The following is a 15,892-nucleotide window of genomic DNA, read 5'->3' as shown; positions in this document are numbered from 1 at the left end:
CTCTATTTTTTTAATAATCTGCTAATGATACCTCCCTTCTCAACTATCCTGACAGTTGAGTCAACCATCTTGCAGAAGATCTCCGGTGTCAGGCACTCATCCGGATACCTCTTTAGCGCCTGATATATAAACCCCCAATCGGGGACGCCGCCAAAGTTGCGGTCGTCAATAAACATATCGGCATTTAGCTTTCTTGCCTCGCCGGGGGGGATGGGTTCCGGGTGGTTGCGGTTGGCGGCGTAGAAGGTGAGTCCGCGCTCTCTGCAGAAATCCAGGGCATCCTGTAGCTCACGCCCCTCCCTTACGGTCCAGAGAATAAGGGTGTGTTTAAGCTCCTTCTGGATTAGTATAAGAGTCTCAATTGCAAACGGAATCTCCCTCCCTATGGCAGGGTAGCGGTTCTCTACAATTGTTCCGTCAAAATCTACAGCTAGAACCATCTGCTCTTTTTCTCCTCTTTATTGTTGTAGCCGTATTTGTACCTGTAGGAGTATTTGTAGCCGTAGCCATATCTCCCCATCCTGGTGAGGGTCTCGGTCTGGTTAAGGACAACAGCCACATTGTGGATTCTCTTCTCTGCATATAGGTTGTTGAGGAAGTGAATTGAGTCTTTTTCAGTGAATTTCTCCCTCATTACAAATATGGTTGCATCTGCATATTTTGCAATTGTAAATGTGTCTGATACCAGCCCTACCGGTGCCGAGTCAATTACAACATAGTCAAACTCCTTCTTAAGCCTCTGGATAAGGTCGCCTGTTCTTGGTTTGGCAAGGAGTTCGTTGGGGTTTGGCGGTATTGGTCCTGTCTGCATCACATAGAGGTGCTCATCAACCTTCTCAATGATCTCGTGGTAGTCGTTTGTGATTCCTGCCAGGTAAGAGGTGAGACCTGTTGATGACTTTTTAATTGTCATTGTGTTTGATATCTGCGGATTGCGGATATCGGCCCCAACCAAAAGTACCTTTTTCTCCATAAGGGAGAGCACCTTGGCAAGGTTTGAGGCTACAAATGTCTTACCCTCTTTTGAGATTGTGGAGGTTACAAGTATAACGCTCTGATCCTTCTCGCTTATCATAAAGAGGAGGTTGCTGCGTAGTGTGCGGAACATCTCGTTGACAGGGGAGTGGTCATTTGCCTTTACAACAACCCTGCTCTCATCTGCCCCAAAATCTTTAACTGCCGCGATATCTCCAATAATGCTTATATCCCTGAGGTCGTTCAGGTCGTTTATATTTTCAATTTTAGTCTTGAACATCTCCCTGAGCCATAAAATTCCTGCGGGGATTATTATACCAATCATCAGTGCAGCAAGGAGGATTATCATCTTTCTTGGGGCAACGGGGGATGTTCCGGCTATTGGTTTCGCAATGATCTTTGCCTTGGGCGCAACAGCCGCCTGGGTCAGGTTGGTCTCCTCCCTCTTCTGGAGAAGATATACAAAGAGGCTCGACTTTACCTCCTGCTGCCTCAGGATATCATTGTACTGTCTTGATACTGTAGGGAGCCTCCTCATCTGGAGGTTGTTTACTGCATTCTCCCTCTCCATATCCCTCAGTGCAATCTGTGAGGCGCTCTTCTCGTTAGCAAGTGAGGCGCGGATGCTCTGGAGCATATTATCAACCCTTGCGTTCATCTGTTTAAGGGCAGGGTTTGCCTCTGAGGAGGCGCTCTCAACACGGCTCTTCTCAATGAGGAGCTCGTTATAGTTGTGGATTACCGCAGAGAGGCCCGGATCCTTTACCCCCAGGTTGGGGATTAGTTTGTTTTTATTTTCAGGTTTTACTATAAACTGCTCAATGTATGTAATTAGGTTCAGCTGGGTCTCAATCTCGTTTCTCTTGACGGTGTACCCCTCATCCTTCTGAATATAGCCGGCAACCTGGGTAGGGATATCGGCAATCTCATTTGCGCGCTGGAACTCCTCCACCTGGCTCTCTACAGCCCCCAGCTCTGAGGAGATCTCCTTTAGCCTCTCCTCAATAAATACAGCTGTGTTGTATGCAATCTGGTTTTTATCCTTAACCGCATCTCTGTTGTACTCCTCTATGAGTGCTTTAAGAAAGTCAACACCCTTCCTACTGTTAGCTGTCTTTAGTGTAATCTCAAGTTGAGATGATGTCTTTGTTCTGGTGCTTACAGAGAGGTTGTTTGAGATGTTTTTGGCTACAGCAACAGGGTTTGAGATTGAAGCAACAATATAGCTCCACTCCTGATTTGTTGAGTCCTGTGCTGTTATGTAGAATTTACCCGGTGCTATCTCAATATAACCCGGCAGAGAGGTGAGGAGAGCCTTTTCGCTATGCTCATTACCATCTGTTGTGAATTTTGCCAAAACCTCAATTCCATCCCTCTTTTTTGAGAGTTCAAGGTGAACGGTGTAGGGAATGTTTTCAGGTTCAATATCCTCCCATCTTACATATACCGGAGACTCTTTGTAGAGTTCAGGGCTGTAGAAGAGGTTGAAGCGCCTCTCCCCTCTGTAGGAGATATAGAACTCCTGTGCTGTTACAACCTTTGTAATAAGGTCTGAAGATTTAAAAACCCCTATCTCATTGTCAATATTGTTTGTCCCCCCCTCAAATCCAAAATCCTGAAGAAGAAGCATCTCCTCAGGTGCAGACTTCTCCTGTTTAAGGATTACTGATGAGGTAACCTCATAAATGGGGTCTGCCATCTTAAGATATACAAGCCCTGCGGCTGTGCACAGAACTATTGAGATTAAATACCAGTACCAGTTATCAATTACTGAGTGTACTATGGCTCTTAGGTCAATTGACTCCTCTGTGTGCTGTTGTTCCATTGCTATCTTACTATTGATATTACCAATGTTGCAATTGATATTAGTGTTGATACTATTGATATTGTCAGGGTCTCAGCTGTCCCTATTGCCGCAGCTTTTGAACGGGTCTTGTTTGGCTCCACATATACCACATCATTCTGCTGGAGGTAGAATCTGTTGTGGTCTGCAACAATATAGGGGTCCTGCAGGTCTACCCTGAGGAAGACCTTCTCCCCCTTTGCGCTCTCGCGGATAATAAGGACATTCTCCCTCTTTCCGTAGATTGTGAGGTCACCCGCCATTGCCAGTGCGTCAAGAATTGTGCACTGCTCATTTACAAGGGTAAATGTTCCCGGTCTGGTAACCTCTCCAAGTACTGATACCTTGTAGTTTTTAAACCTTACATTAATAACAGGAATCTCTTTGATATACTGCGGGTGAATCTGGCTCCTGATATAGTTCTGAAGTTCAACCCTTGTCATCCCGGCCACCTTCAGCTCCCCCACAACAGGGTAGTTGATGAACCCCTCGTTGTCAACAATATAGGTCTGGAGCTCTGCGCCCTGAACTGTCCCACCCTGAACCATTACTCCGCTTCCGGCGCTTGACCCCAGGTTAAACGGCGCTGCCGCCTCAGGGATTGTGGTGTTTACCGATATCTGTAAAACATCTTTGGGCATTATCTTCGCTTCAAAAATCTTTGCATTGTTGTGCAGATAGGTCTCGTCAACCCTCTCTGCCCCCACCATATATGGTATCTTCTCCGGGGTGCCGCAGGATATGGCCAGGGCCCCCATCAGGGTTAATAGTATTGCTTTTTTCATATTATCATATTTGTGCTTTAACTTCTTCTAAATCTGCTCTCTCAAGCTCTCTGTCCAGCGCCTCATATTTTGAGTTTGCGCTTTTAAACTCAGGGATCATCAGTTTGAGTCTTTTTACAACCTCAAGGGGGTAAACAAATTTGTTTGCTGTATAGAGCAGCTCTTTTATTGCGGGGTGGATAAGATCGTAGTCATAACGGCGCACCTTGGCTATGAGAACTTTTTTGTGGTAGGTTGGGAGGGTGTTCTCCGTGGTGGCGAGGAGCTCTTCGTAGAGCTTCTCGCCTTCACGGAGGCCTGTCTCTACGATTCTGATATCCTCGTGTGGAATTTTACCGCTTAGTCTGATCATCTTCTCAGCGAGGTCGTAAATTTTTACGGCCTCGCCCATATCAAAGATATATATTTCTCCGCCTTTTCCGGTACACCCTGCCTCTAAAACTAACGAACAGGCCTCCGGTATTGTCATAAAGTAGCGTGTAATATCGCGGTGTGTGACGGTCACGGGGCCGCCGGCCTCTATCTGTTTTCTGAACAGAGGGACTACGGATCCGTTGGAGCCCAGTACATTGCCAAATCTTGTAGTTATAAATTCGGTTGGATTCTCAACTCCGGTTTCCAGTTGTTTAAGGTATAGTGACTGGATATAAATTTCTGCTGCTCTTTTTGAGGCCCCCATTACATTTGTGGGGTTTACAGCTTTGTCTGTGGAGACCATTACAAATCTCTTCACCCCAAACTCCAGGCAGAGGTCGGCCACAACTTTGGTCCCCCCTACATTTGTCACTACTGCTGCCGATGGGTGGAACTCCATCATGGGTACATGTTTGTATGCTGCTGCATGGAAGACGAGTGATGGTTTTCCGCACTCAAATATCTGCCTCATCTTTATCTGATTGCTCACATTGCCTATTATGGGCTTAATCTTTATGCCTGTGTTCTTTGCTGTGAGGTCCAGCCAGAGGTCGTTAAGAGGTGTCTCGGCCTGATCTACAAGGATAATCTCTTTGCAGTCAAACTGAGAGACCTGGCGGGCAATTTCGCTCCCTATTGAGCCTGCCGCACCTGTGATCATTATTGTCTGGCCGGTAAACTGGTTCTCTATCCGGCTGCGGTCCATCTTTATTGTGTTTCGTCCAAGCAGGTCCTCAATCTTGATTTTATTGATCTGAGGAACCGGGGTTGCTTCGTTGCCGTCATATTTTGTGAACATACTCACAAGGAATATATCCATTCCCTCAACTATACATTTGTCGTAGAAGTCTTTTGGCATTGCATCCAGCTGGCTTTTGTAGAGCAGGAGGGTGTTTGTCCGGAAATCCTTCATCTGTTTGGAGAGATCTTTTTCAAGTGAGATTATTGGGACGCCGCTTACAACTTTGCCCACCTGGTTGCTGTGAAAAGCAATAAATGCTACGGGGTGGAAGCGGCTTGTACGGTCTGATAATATATGGCTGCCGAGAAGTATGGATTCGTAGTCGCTGCCCAGGATAAATGCGCGTGTCTTTTTACTGCTGTTTGAGTTCTGCTCCATGCTTTCAAATACGCTCCTGACTGTAAAGCGGAATATAAACTGGCCGGCGATTGTCATAAGCCCCATCACCAGAGGGAACCAGTAGTTGAAGGTGAGGTGTGTCTCACCCTCAATGTAGGTGTTGTTGAAAATCAGAACAAAAACAAAGTAGATTGCGGATCCGGCTCCTGCTGAGTAGGCGAGTCTTTTGAGGTCTGCCATTGTGGAGAACCTCACTACGCCGTGGTATGTCCGGAAAAACATGGATGTGGCAGCAAAAATAACTGCCACTATAAATAGCTTTATTGTGAAGTGCTGTGCGGGCTCAGGTGCAATGGTGTCTCTGAAGAACCAGAGAGAGATGAATGCCATTACAACAATGAACTCGTCAAAGAGGAATATGGTCCAGCGGGGCATAAAACTGCCCATGACTTTAAGGAATAGGTGGTCTATTCTCTTAAATCGGTTCCTTATTTGGTTCATAGTTTAGTTAGGTATTGAAACAGAGATGTCCGGTGAGTCACATTTTTTGTGCCTCTCCTTAGCTCTGTTTATCATGCAAATATAGTATATCTGCTCTCAATTTCAAAGTTTTGTAACTTTAATTTAACAGCGAATCGCTATATTTGTGACAGGTTTCATTTATTAATAACTACACAATGAGAAAAAAGTTCGTTCTAATTTCATTACTGCTGCTTGTTTTCCTGATTTCACCGGCAGCTTTTTCACAAAACAAAATTGTTAAAGAAAATAATTCCGGACTTGTTAAATTTGCTTTTCTGACTGACCTTCATATATCTGATGTTGCTACAAACTCTGAGGATTTACGCCTCTCCGTGGCAGATATCAACGCCGCCGCCGCCTCCGGTTCTGAAAGTGCGGTAGATTTTGTGATTTTTGGTGGTGATATTACTGAATTTGGAAGTGATGAGGAGATAGCCAGAGCATATTCTATTATAAATGAGCTTCGTATTCCATGGTATATTGTAGGCGGTAACCACGACTCAAAGTGGAGCGAGAGTGGCTGTAATACCTTTAAGGAGGTTTTTGGGTATGAGTTTTTTGATTTTGAGGCGGGCGGGGTTCGCTTTATCGGGACAAATTCGGGGCCTAATATGAGGATGGCTCCGGCTCTTGTGCCAAGGGATGCGGTTCTGTGGCTTGACTCTTTGTCTAAGCGAATCGCGCCCGCCACCCCGGTGGTCTTTGTAAATCACTATCCGCTTGATGATGCAATGCTTAACTACTCTGATATTTTGACATCTCTCTCAAGATTGAATGTTGAGGTTGCTTTGTGCGGACACGGGCACAATAACAGGGCATATAATTACAAGGTGGAGGCGGCGGGAGAGCCGGCCGCCTCACCTGCAGGTTTAAATCTTCGTGCAGAAATTTCCCGGGCGCAATATCTCCCGCTGACAAACATCCGCGGGGTGATGGGCCGCTCGAACCTGCGTGCAGGGAAAGGGGCCCATGGCTACAACATCATAACTTTTGACAAGAGCTCCGGTAATATATCATTTGTCGAGAGGGCAGGCGGTGTAGAGAAAAAGCCCTGGCACACTCTTAAGATGAATACTCCGCTCCCGAAATTTGCCCACAAAGTACTTTTCAATTACCAGGATAACTCCGATATTGGTTCTGCTGCTGTTATGGATCCTGCTACCTCAGGTGCAGCTAAGGGTAGAATTTACTGGGTGAATGCCAATGGTGAGGTGAAGGCGTTTGATGCGGCGGCCGGCGCGACCGGCAAAGCCGGTAGCAAAGGCGCGCGAAGCGCGGCGCCGGCCGCAGCACCTGCAGCTACCGCAGCTGCGAAGCCCCGCTGGAGCTTTGTCACCGGCTCCAAGGTCTTCTCCACCCCTGCGATACACGACAACAAGATAATTTTCGGTGCCACCGATACCTATATATATTGTCTGGATAAAGACAATGGAAAGCTTATCTGGAAAACCAAAGCAAATAAGTCTGTTCTCGGTTCGCCCACTATTCACAACAATATTGTATACATAGGTGCCTCTGACAACATCTTCCGTGCTCTTGACATAAATACCGGCAAACCTGTATGGGAGTTTAACGATGTTAAGAGTTTTGTGGAGTCAAAGGCCTTTGTTGATAACGATGGTGTCTATTTTGGAAGCTGGGGCTCTACCCTCTACAAACTGGATCCAAAATCGGGCTCACTGCTCTGGAGCTGGACAAACAACAAGGGTAGGGGTTTATCTCCTGCAGCTGTATGGCCACTTGTAGCCAATGGTAAGGTATTTATTGCAACTCCCGAGCGTATGACCCACGCAATTGATGCTGCCACCGGTAAAGAGCTCTGGCGTGCAAAAGGCGGACGCGAATCTGTCGGCCTCTCGCCGGATGGCAATACCCTCTACATCAAAACCATGCAGGACACAGTTTTCGCGTACCGTACCGATGCTGAATTTAATGGACCGGTTCCGAATGCAGACAAATCGGTTCGTCTCTGGTCCACCCACACCGGTTACGGTTACGAGATTGCCCCTTCGCCCATCACAGCCGCCTATGGCTACATCTTCATACCTACCGACAAGGGGAATATCTTTATTCTTAATGAGGCCGATGGCTCTCTTGCGGGTGTGATTCCTTTCTCCGGTGCACTCATCAACCTTGTGCAGCCCGTAGGCGCCGGCCGCCTCCTTGTAAGCTCAATGGACGGCCGCGTCGCCCTTCTCGAGATCCAGCCTAAAAAATAACGCCATGGAAAGCAACACCCTTGCGGCCGCGGGCGCAGCGCCTGCGGCACGCCGCCTGGTGATTGGCGTCACCGGTGCCTCCGGCCAGATCTACGCCGCCCGCATAATTGAGGTCGTCCGCCACCTGCAAACCGCCGCTAGTGCAGAGGCGGGTGCCCCGGGGGCTCCCGCCTCCGCACCCCGCATCGACCTTGACCTCATCTTCACCGACACCGCCCGCCAGGTCTACCCCCACGAAACCGGACTGCCCCTCCCTCTCGGCCTAACCCCAAACGACACCTACTACAACAGAAACGCCTCGGGCTCCAACGCCCCTGACGCCTTCATAATCATACCATGCACAATGGGTACTCTGGCCAGGATTGCCGCGGGCACCTCTGATGACCTCATTTGTCGCGTTGCCGATGTCCAGCTGAAGGAGCGCCGCCCTCTGATTATCGTCCCCCGCGAGACACCCTACTCCCTCATCCACCTCCGCAACATGACCACCCTCACCGAAGCCGGCGCCATAATTGCCCCCGCCTCCCCCGCATTTTATGCTGTTGGGCAAAGTGATATTAATCAAGTTATTACTCAATTTGTATATCGCATCCTCTCAATCGCCCGGATCTATCCCCTGCCGGAAGAGCAGCGGTGGATGCACCTTGCCACAGTTTTTGGCAAGTAATTGCTAATCTGAGAATTAGGATAAGCATTTTTTAGGCATTCCCACAATTATCAAAAAAACCTTTTTGTAAGCACCTCTTTGAAAGCAACTTGCCAAAAACTGTGGCAAGGTGAACCGGCCGGGTTTGACAGGGATATTCGTTTATCTAACAGGTAGTTAGGTGTTTAGAAATTGGTTTTTTAAAGAGTTTTTCAAAAAGCAATTTGCAATTGCTAGATTTATAAGCACATATGCGAATATCCCTGTCAAACCATTTTTGCCTGATTTTTTTAGAATTGTAAACTATTTAACTAAAAAAAGAAAATAGTTTTACTTAGTATTTCTAGTCCTACACAGCTTAATTATATTTGATTTAGTTAAAATATTAAACGGTTTGAAGTTTAGTTATAGCTAAAATTATTTATCTTTGTAAACTAATTACTGATGAGGTGCAGAGTTGTGAAAATTGAACAATTAAGTGGTTGTAAAGCATCGGTGTACTCAATTATTATTGATAATGGAAGTTTAAATTTATTGGATAAATTTATAGAGGAGAACGAAGTTATACATAAAAAAGAGGTTGATGATATTGTTGGAAGGCTATACACAATCGGTAAAAGAAGTGGCGCAAGAGAGGGCTTTTTTAAATTGTTTGAGGGGGGCATTGGTGATGGTGTTTGTGCATTGTATGATATTCCGCGTAGTAAATTGAGACTTTACTGTATAAGGTATGGTTCTACTTTAATTATTGCAGGAGATGGAGCTGTGAAACCTAAGGGGATTAGAGCTTTACAGGAAGACGAGCGTTTAAAAGAGGCAAATTACTTGCTTAGGAGGGTGTCAAAAGCTATCAAAGATAAAATGTTACTGAATGAGATAAAGTTTTGTAATAATTCATATGATTTTAAGGGTGAATTGGATTTTGAAATAGATTGTTATGAAAAAAAATAGGAAAAACGCTACTTTGGATATAGTATTGGAAAGGTTATCGTCTTTAGAGCTCGCTAAGATTGAGACTAAAATGGAGATTGCAGCAAGAATTGAAGATGAAATGATCAGAAGGGGTTGGAGTAAAGGTGACTTAATGAATGCCGTTGGTAAAAATAGTCCATCAATAATAACTAGTTGGCTTTCGGGCACACATAACTTTACAATAGATACTTTAGTTGAGCTTGAACATGCTCTTGATATCTCGTTGGTTAATACGCTGTCATCAAACGAAGTGGTTAAAGTAGCAACATATAATTTGGTAGTCAATATTAAAGCGGATGTCCCAAAAAGCTATCTGGAACAAAATTCTGCTTTCCAAATGATAAATTTTAGATCAAATCAAATTGTAAAATCATAGCAAATAATGACTAAAACTGATAGTAATTCGGGCGAAACGACCATAAAACTAGTTACTCTCAACCTGATTGAATCATCAATATTTCCAGAGGGAAAAGAGATTCAACCCTCAACTATATTCAATTTTAAAATTTCGGTTGAACATCTTGTAAGTGTTGAAAAAGATCAACTTAACGTAATATGTAAAATTGAGATAGGGCATTCTGTGGAGAATATTGTTTATGGAAAAATCACATCGTCGTGTGTGTTTGAAGTAAAAGGGATACATAAGTTTAAAGAGGGTAAAACTATTAAACTCCCTGGTAATGTTATTGCCCAAATCAACTCTGTCTCTATATCCACTACAAGGGGGATTATGTTCTCTCAATTCAAAGGAACATTTTTGCACAACGCGATTCTACCATTAATTGATATTAAATAAACTACTTTGTGCCGGACGGCTTAACAAGGCGGAGCACCACTTAAACCGGCCGGGAACCGGCCGTATAGATTGGGAAACCCGTGCGGCTCTAAGTCTCAGATTATCAATGTGTAGACAATCCACCTGTCAGGTCACCTGACAGGTGGATTGCTTATGTTTAGGTAATCAGCGTGTTACAGCGGTGCGGGTAGAGGGTCACCTTGCCACAGTTTTTGGCAAGTTGATCTCAAAGAGGTGCTTATAAAAATGCTTATTCTAAATCTCAGATTAGCAATTACTTGCCAAAAACTGTGGCAAGGTGTCCTGGCGCGGCAGACAGCGGCGGGCGAAAGCCGGCCGCTGTCTGCGGGCCGGAGGCGGGGCGAAGCCCGGCCTCCAGGCTCTTGCCCGCCGGCCACGGGTTTAGACGAAGTATCTTGTCCTGAGCCAGGTTTCGTAAAGTGGGTCCAGGAAGTGATTTATGCGGTGGGTCTTGGTGCTGAATTCAATGATCTCCTTTTTGGTGAGGGCGTCTTTGATTCGGTTTACATTGGCCGATGACTGGAGGTTGTATGTGGTGAGGGCCTCCAGCGAGCTGAATCGGTCTACCCCGTCAATGATGGCTTTCAGAAAGCTGATCTGGTAGTTGCTCAGGCGGGCGGTGAGGTATTTGAATCGGTATGAGTGAAGCTCCATAAGGAGTTCAAACGCTTGATTAATAATGGCTTCTGTAAGGTATCCGCGAGTAAGGCTGTAGGCGATGTCGGCCAGCTGCTGTGTGTACCAGGGTTGTCCGTTTGTAAGCCGATATATATGCAGGGCCAGCTCTTTGGAGACTACTCGGCCTGCCTTGAGAAAGGAGCGTATGATGAAGTCGGTAAAGGACTTTTCGTCAATTTTTGAGAATCGGATACGGTCGCATACATGGTAGAAAAATTTGATATCGTCAAATATCACTCTCATTGCGTTTGTGAAGGAGCCGCAGAAAACAACGGAGGTGTTAGGGTGCTGATGCTTCTCGAGCTCTTTCTCAAGGGTCCTGAGCGGGGTGTCCCAATCTTCAAGTCTGAGGATTTCATGAAACTCGTCAAAGATGAGGATTAGATTTGTTTGTGCCGATTCTGCTCTTCTCTGTACTTCGCGGAGAAATTCAGGAAGTGTGCTGAAGGGCTGCCTTTCGCCTGGAGGAAGTGGAAGGGTCTTCTCGAGCTCTTCCGTGCATTTTCTGAAGAGGTGTTCTTCTGTACGGACATTGAAGAGGTCCACTTTGCAGATTCGGTGCTTCCAGTTTTCAACCTTGATTTTTTCTAATGTATGGTTGATTAGCGATTGCTTACCGCTTTTGGGCGGTTCATAAATTGCTGCGCACCTGTGTTCTTTGATTGCCGAATAGAGTTTGTCGCACTCTGTATTCCGGGGAATAAAATCCGTACCGGATACAATGGTGTTGTAAATGAATGGTGAGTCCATAGTAATAGGTTTAAGTAATAGGGGTGTTACAAATTTAATAATTATTTTTGATTGTCAAAGTTTTTGGTTATTTATTAAAGTGTTTAGCGAAGTGTTTGGAGAATAAAAAAGATTGTTATATATTTGCCTTCCCAAAAAGTAAATGATAAGATTGTCAAGCTATTGAATAAGAGCTACTTAATGAAGCCGCTTGCAGTCACTAACTATAATATTTTTATAAATGTACGCAATTGTAGATATTGCAGGACAGCAATTTAAAGTAGAAAAAGAGAGTAAGATCTTTGTTCACCGTCTCAGCGCAGACGAGGGAGCTTCTCTTTCATTTGAGAAGGTTCTTCTCGTTGACAATGATGGTGTAATCAAAGTGGGCGCTCCTTATGTTGAGGGTGCGGTTGTAAAGGCTACGGTACTTGAGCATCTTAAAGGCAAAAAGGTTATTGTCTTCAAGAAAAAACGCCGTAAAGGTTATATCAAGAAAAATGGTCACCGTCAGTATCTGACACAGATCAAAATTGAGGAGATCGCTTAATTACTAACCAATCAGCAGAAAAAATTTTAGATTATGGCACATAAAAAAGGCGTCGGTAGTTCAAAGAACGGACGTGAATCACACAGTAAACGACTCGGCGTAAAATTATTCGGCGGTCAGTATGCTAAAGCAGGTAACATTCTGGTTCGCCAGAGGGGAACTGTTCATGTAGCAGGTGAAAATGTTGGAATGGGAGTGGATCACACCCTGTTCGCACTGATTGATGGTGTTGTAACTTTCAAGAAAAAAGTAAACAACAAATCTTATGTATCTGTACTTCCAGTATCCTCTACCGGAGCTGAAGCGTAGCAGATTCTGAACAAATGAAAAAAAGCACCCCGCGGGGTGCTTTTTTTGTTGGGGAGTGAACTGTGAGTGAACAGTTAGGTGAACTGTGAGGTGGAGGTGGAGGGAGGCAGGTGAACTGTGTGGTGGAGGTGGAGGGAGGCAGACCCGTGCGGCTGTAACGCGCAGGTTGTGAGTTGCTTAACACTTAATCCCGCGGATCATCCGCGGGATTAAGTGTTAACATGAAGAGCGATAGCGAGTTGTAGCGGTACGGGTTTGGAGGTAAGTGTTCGGATTTTCTTGCCGAATGGCCAACACAGGCCGGGCGGGCGGGAAACCGCCGTTCACGCCCGGCACCTTATAAATTCCTCCGCAGGCAAGTAGGGTATTTGAGTGTCATGCTCAAACCCTGGGACAATCGCTGCATCCCGTCACATCATCCGCCAAGTTTATATGGTGCTGCGCAGTTTACACGGCCTGTTTCAGGCCGGTTTGCGGGCAGACCCGTGCGGTTGTAACGCGCAGATTGTGAGTTGATTAACACTTAACCCCGCGGATCATCCGCGGGGTTAAGTGTTAAGGTGAAGAACGATAGAGGGTTACGGCGGTACGGGTGTCGGTATCAATCTTCTTCCGAAAGCTTGTCTGGATTTGATTTACAGAGAGTGAGCACCCACCTGTAGTTCTCTTGAGTGATGGATGCAATTTGCCTGGCTGTTGCCTGGGTTTTAAGAGATAAATGTTTGATTAATATTATCTTTTCCAATTTGTTGAGTTCAGTGATTTTTTTAGAATTGTGGTTCTTTTTTAAATAAATATTTGTGTGGTTAATAACTTCACTATCTGGAATTCTGGCTTTAATGGATTCTTCCTTTTCTGTAAGTTCGCTGCTTTTTATAATTTTTTCGCCTATTTCTTTTAAAAATTTGATTTCTGTTTCAAACACTGAATCACATAAAGAGGTGTCAAGTTTAATGTGTTTGTTAAACGAGTTGAAGCGTTTAAAGTGGCATCTGCATGAGCTCCAGTTATAATCGGCAGGATGTTTACAAATTCCGGCTTTTACCGGATTTTGTAAAATATACATTGATGTTCTGATTGCCCATTCAGTTTTATTCTTGGAAGCGCTTAAAAATGGACTCTCAAATAAATTGCCTGAGGTAGAGTATTTTAAATTATACCATTTTACATAGCTTATCAGAAGGCTGCTTACAAACATTGAAAGTTTATCAGTTGAAACAAGGAGGTGAACATGATTATCCATCAGAACAAATTCCATTACAGTTGTGCTGTGTTGCTCTGCTGCCCACTTAAGCCTGGCCAAAAATTCATATCTGTCAGAATTGTCGTAGAAGACATTATGTCTTCTGTTACCCCTGATGCAAACATGTATGTAACCATCCTGTACTCTTCTCGCCCTCTTTTTCTTAAATTTCATAACATATTTTTTTAGTTTTGAATTTTTGGTTTTGAATGTTGAATATATACTAATGCTGATTTTGATTCAAGTCTCAGACTATTAAATGTTTGATTGTTACTAAAATTTGTTTGATTTTAGATTTATTGTACTGGATTCTGGATTGTACCTGATTCTCCGGTGAAGGGAGGCAGGTGAACCGTGTGGAGGGAGGCAGGTAGACAGGCAGGCAGGTGTGCCGTCCTGAAATAGGTTGACTGATTTTAACAAATATAAGTAAACGAGTTCATTCAGACTTTGATTTTTTTGTTTAGGAATTTGTTTCGATACTCTATCCTTCTTAATTGTCTCTGATTGTGCATGTTGTCTGGTGTTAACATGTGACATGATAAGTGAGGTCTGAGGTGGTTATAAGAATGGACTGCTTGAGCAAGTAGTAGTTTTAACTCAAGCAAAGAGTGATGCTGGCCATCAATGAGGAACTCATGTTTGATTATCCCGTTAACTCTCTCTGCGATTGCATTGGTATAAGGGTCGCTGTTTTCAGTCATACTTGTAATGACACTCATTCTTCTTAATTTTTCCTGGTATGCTTTGCAGCAATATTGAGACCCCCGGTCTGTATGATGGGTGAGCTTGGTCTGATATTGTCTGTTATTAAAAGCCATTGCCAGTGCCTTGATAACTAACTCTACATTCATATTTTCATCAATGCAATAGCCCATAATCTTCTTCGAATAAGCGTCAGTAATCATTGACAGGTAGTAGTATTTATCCTTTGCATTGATGTATGTTATATCTCCAACCCACACCTGTTCTGGTTGAAAAATTCTGGTTCCGGTAACAAGATCCTTGTATTTTGGAAAGTGATGTCTTGAGTTTGTTGTTATTTTGTATTGCCTTAGAGGAGGAACCAACATCCCGTTGGCCTTAATAATCTCGTTCAGCTTATCTCTTCCAATTTTGATTTCTTTTAATGGTTGAGAAAGCATGTGGTGTAGCTTCTTTGTTCCTATTCGTGGTAATGACTCCCGCTGGCTTTTAACCAGCGATATCGCTACGAAGGCCTGAACCTTCTTTGTCTTCAGACTTTTCTTGTGTTTATAATAGGCTTGTTTTGTTTTCCCGAGTAATCTGCACCCAAAAACTATTCCTCCTTGTCCCCCTTTGGAGATGTAGGTGTCGACTGCCCGGGCATAACTTTTTTTAACAGGTCAATGTTGTAATCTTCTTTGACTACCTGCACGATAGCGTCGAACATAATACCCTTTTGCTTGAGAAGAAATATCTCCTTTCGCATCCGCTCGTTCTCATCTTCCTTAGCCTTGAGCTGATCTTTCAAACGCTTGACATTACTGGGATCACCGGCATTTTTCATGGTATGAATGATTGTGTAATCAGGATTAAAAATACCATATTTTCTCATCCATTGTAATATCGTCTCTTCATCTTTGATGTTGTACTTCTGGATCACATCTCGCATTGTCATCCGTTTGTGCTCTACTGCAGAGACTATCCTGCGTTGAAATTGTTCGAGCTTTCTCTGAAAAATTGATTGCTCATCCTCGACTGTAAATTTTTTCATAAAAATTGAGTTTTTGAGTCAACCTATTTCAGGACGGCACAAGGTAGACCCGTGCGGCTGTAACGCGCAGGGTTTGAGTTGCTTAACACTTAACCCCGCGGATCATCCGCGGGGTTAAGTGTTAAGGTGAAGAGTGACAGAGGGTTGCGGCGGTGCGGGTTGGGGTATTTTTGCCGGATGGCTAACTCAGGCCGGGCGGGCGGGTAACCGCCATTAGCGCCCGGCACCTTATAAACTCCTCCGAAGGCGAATTTGATTGACAGAATGAGAAAAGTTATTTCCCGCAGTTGGGGTCCGGGTTATTTCCCGCTCATTTCGCAAGCTCTTTGGTGGCTTGCGGCGCGCGGGAATAACCCGGGCTGCGAGAATAA

15 protein-coding genes are annotated in these 15,892 nt (G+C 44.6%); 7 read left to right on the top strand and 8 right to left on the bottom strand.

The window, feature by feature from the left end:
• Nucleotides 1-2 precede the first annotated feature (2 nt).
• Genes U5907_03710 through U5907_03695 form a run of 4 tightly spaced genes read right to left on the bottom strand, consistent with a single transcriptional unit; the run spans nt 3 to nt 5,599 of the window.
• Nucleotides 3-440, bottom strand: coding sequence for a hypothetical protein (locus U5907_03710; protein WRQ33756.1), 438 nt, complete (start codon nt 438-440; stop codon nt 3-5).
• The gene (locus U5907_03705) at nt 431-2,800 is read right to left on the bottom strand and encodes a polysaccharide biosynthesis tyrosine autokinase (GenBank protein WRQ33755.1); all 2,370 of its coding nucleotides are present in this window, start codon (nt 2,798-2,800) and stop codon (nt 431-433) included. Before U5907_03705 ends, U5907_03710 begins: the two co-directional genes overlap by 10 nt.
• A 2-nt stretch (nt 2,801-2,802) precedes the next feature.
• Nucleotides 2,803-3,603: a polysaccharide biosynthesis/export family protein gene (locus U5907_03700; protein ID WRQ33754.1), complete on the bottom strand. Its 801-nt coding sequence runs from the start codon at nt 3,601-3,603 to the stop codon at nt 2,803-2,805.
• A 4-nt stretch (nt 3,604-3,607) separates the two neighbouring features.
• Nucleotides 3,608-5,599 carry a nucleoside-diphosphate sugar epimerase/dehydratase gene (locus U5907_03695; protein ID WRQ33753.1) on the bottom strand — a complete coding sequence of 664 codons (1,992 nt, stop codon included), beginning with the start codon at nt 5,597-5,599 and terminating at the stop codon, nt 3,608-3,610.
• Nucleotides 5,600-5,775: 176 nt separating this feature from the next.
• Here U5907_03695 and U5907_03690 point away from each other — a divergent pair, with 176 nt between their 5' ends.
• The 5 genes from U5907_03690 (at nt 5,776) to U5907_03670 (ending at nt 10,253) form a co-directional block, all read left to right on the top strand.
• Nucleotides 5,776-7,839: a PQQ-binding-like beta-propeller repeat protein gene (locus tag U5907_03690; protein WRQ33752.1), complete on the top strand. Its 2,064-nt coding sequence runs from the start codon at nt 5,776-5,778 to the stop codon at nt 7,837-7,839.
• Between the two features lie 4 nt (nt 7,840-7,843).
• Nucleotides 7,844-8,506, top strand: coding sequence for a UbiX family flavin prenyltransferase (locus tag U5907_03685; GenBank protein WRQ33751.1), 663 nt, complete (start codon nt 7,844-7,846; stop codon nt 8,504-8,506).
• Between the two features lie 423 nt (nt 8,507-8,929).
• A complete protein-coding gene (locus U5907_03680) occupies nt 8,930-9,436 on the top strand; it encodes a hypothetical protein (protein WRQ33750.1) in 507 nt (168 codons plus the stop codon).
• Nucleotides 9,423-9,833, top strand: a complete 411-nt coding sequence (locus U5907_03675; GenBank protein ID WRQ33749.1) for a helix-turn-helix transcriptional regulator — start codon at nt 9,423-9,425, stop codon at nt 9,831-9,833. The genes U5907_03680 and U5907_03675 overlap by 14 nt, the downstream gene beginning before the upstream one ends.
• Before the next feature lie 6 nt (nt 9,834-9,839).
• Entirely contained in the window at nt 9,840-10,253 is a 414-nt protein-coding gene (locus U5907_03670) for a hypothetical protein (GenBank protein WRQ33748.1), read from the top strand.
• 402 nt (nt 10,254-10,655) lie between these two features.
• Here U5907_03670 and U5907_03665 read toward each other — a convergent pair whose 3' ends face one another.
• Nucleotides 10,656-11,702, bottom strand: coding sequence for a hypothetical protein (locus tag U5907_03665; GenBank protein ID WRQ33747.1), 1,047 nt, complete (start codon nt 11,700-11,702; stop codon nt 10,656-10,658).
• Nucleotides 11,703-11,922: 220 nt separating this feature from the next.
• Between U5907_03665 and rplU the strand changes: the two genes are divergently transcribed.
• Entirely contained in the window at nt 11,923-12,231 is a 309-nt protein-coding gene (rplU, locus tag U5907_03660; GenBank protein ID WRQ33746.1) for a 50S ribosomal protein L21, read from the top strand.
• Nucleotides 12,232-12,264: 33 nt separating this feature from the next.
• Nucleotides 12,265-12,540 (top strand): 50S ribosomal protein L27, encoded by a 276-nt coding sequence (rpmA, locus tag U5907_03655; protein WRQ33745.1) that lies wholly within the window; start codon nt 12,265-12,267, stop codon nt 12,538-12,540.
• A 601-nt stretch (nt 12,541-13,141) separates the two neighbouring features.
• On the opposite strand, the gene U5907_03650 is transcribed toward rpmA, so the two are convergent.
• The 3 genes from U5907_03650 to U5907_03640 form a co-directional block, all read right to left on the bottom strand.
• The gene (locus U5907_03650; GenBank protein WRQ33744.1) at nt 13,142-13,957 is read right to left on the bottom strand and encodes a transposase; all 816 of its coding nucleotides are present in this window, start codon (nt 13,955-13,957) and stop codon (nt 13,142-13,144) included.
• A 269-nt stretch (nt 13,958-14,226) separates the two neighbouring features.
• Nucleotides 14,227-15,087 carry an IS3 family transposase gene (locus U5907_03645; protein ID WRQ34078.1) on the bottom strand — a complete coding sequence of 287 codons (861 nt, stop codon included), beginning with the start codon at nt 15,085-15,087 and terminating at the stop codon, nt 14,227-14,229.
• A complete protein-coding gene (locus U5907_03640; GenBank protein ID WRQ33743.1) occupies nt 15,084-15,521 on the bottom strand; it encodes a hypothetical protein in 438 nt (145 codons plus the stop codon). Before U5907_03640 ends, U5907_03645 begins: the two co-directional genes overlap by 4 nt.
• Nucleotides 15,522-15,892 lie beyond the last annotated feature (371 nt).

It is taken from the genome of Bacteroidales bacterium MB20-C3-3 (assembly GCA_035609245.1).
In the GTDB taxonomy this organism is placed as follows: domain Bacteria; phylum Bacteroidota; class Bacteroidia; order Bacteroidales; family UBA932; genus Bact-08.
The sequence above is the reverse complement of the archived record's forward strand: the minus strand, read 5'-3'. Positions and strand labels throughout refer to the sequence as shown.

Bases quoted from the DNA above. Each gene is read 5' to 3' on its own strand.
- U5907_03710 (WRQ33756.1), bottom strand. From the start codon at position 440: ATGGTTCTAGCTGTAGATTTTGACGGAACAATTGTAGAGAACCGCTAC.
- U5907_03705 (WRQ33755.1), bottom strand. From the start codon at position 2,800: ATGGAACAACAGCACACAGAGGAGTCAATTGACCTAAGAGCCATAGTA.
- U5907_03700 (WRQ33754.1), bottom strand. From the start codon at position 3,603: ATGAAAAAAGCAATACTATTAACCCTGATGGGGGCCCTGGCCATATCC.
- U5907_03695 (WRQ33753.1), bottom strand. From the start codon at position 5,599: ATGAACCAAATAAGGAACCGATTTAAGAGAATAGACCACCTATTCCTT.
- U5907_03690 (WRQ33752.1), top strand. From the start codon at position 5,776: ATGAGAAAAAAGTTCGTTCTAATTTCATTACTGCTGCTTGTTTTCCTG.
- U5907_03685 (WRQ33751.1), top strand. From the start codon at position 7,844: ATGGAAAGCAACACCCTTGCGGCCGCGGGCGCAGCGCCTGCGGCACGC.
- U5907_03680 (WRQ33750.1), top strand. From the start codon at position 8,930: ATGAGGTGCAGAGTTGTGAAAATTGAACAATTAAGTGGTTGTAAAGCA.
- U5907_03675 (WRQ33749.1), top strand. From the start codon at position 9,423: ATGAAAAAAAATAGGAAAAACGCTACTTTGGATATAGTATTGGAAAGG.
- U5907_03670 (WRQ33748.1), top strand. From the start codon at position 9,840: ATGACTAAAACTGATAGTAATTCGGGCGAAACGACCATAAAACTAGTT.
- U5907_03665 (WRQ33747.1), bottom strand. From the start codon at position 11,702: ATGGACTCACCATTCATTTACAACACCATTGTATCCGGTACGGATTTT.
- rplU (WRQ33746.1), top strand. From the start codon at position 11,923: ATGTACGCAATTGTAGATATTGCAGGACAGCAATTTAAAGTAGAAAAA.
- rpmA (WRQ33745.1), top strand. From the start codon at position 12,265: ATGGCACATAAAAAAGGCGTCGGTAGTTCAAAGAACGGACGTGAATCA.
- U5907_03650 (WRQ33744.1), bottom strand. From the start codon at position 13,957: ATGAAATTTAAGAAAAAGAGGGCGAGAAGAGTACAGGATGGTTACATA.
- U5907_03640 (WRQ33743.1), bottom strand. From the start codon at position 15,521: ATGAAAAAATTTACAGTCGAGGATGAGCAATCAATTTTTCAGAGAAAG.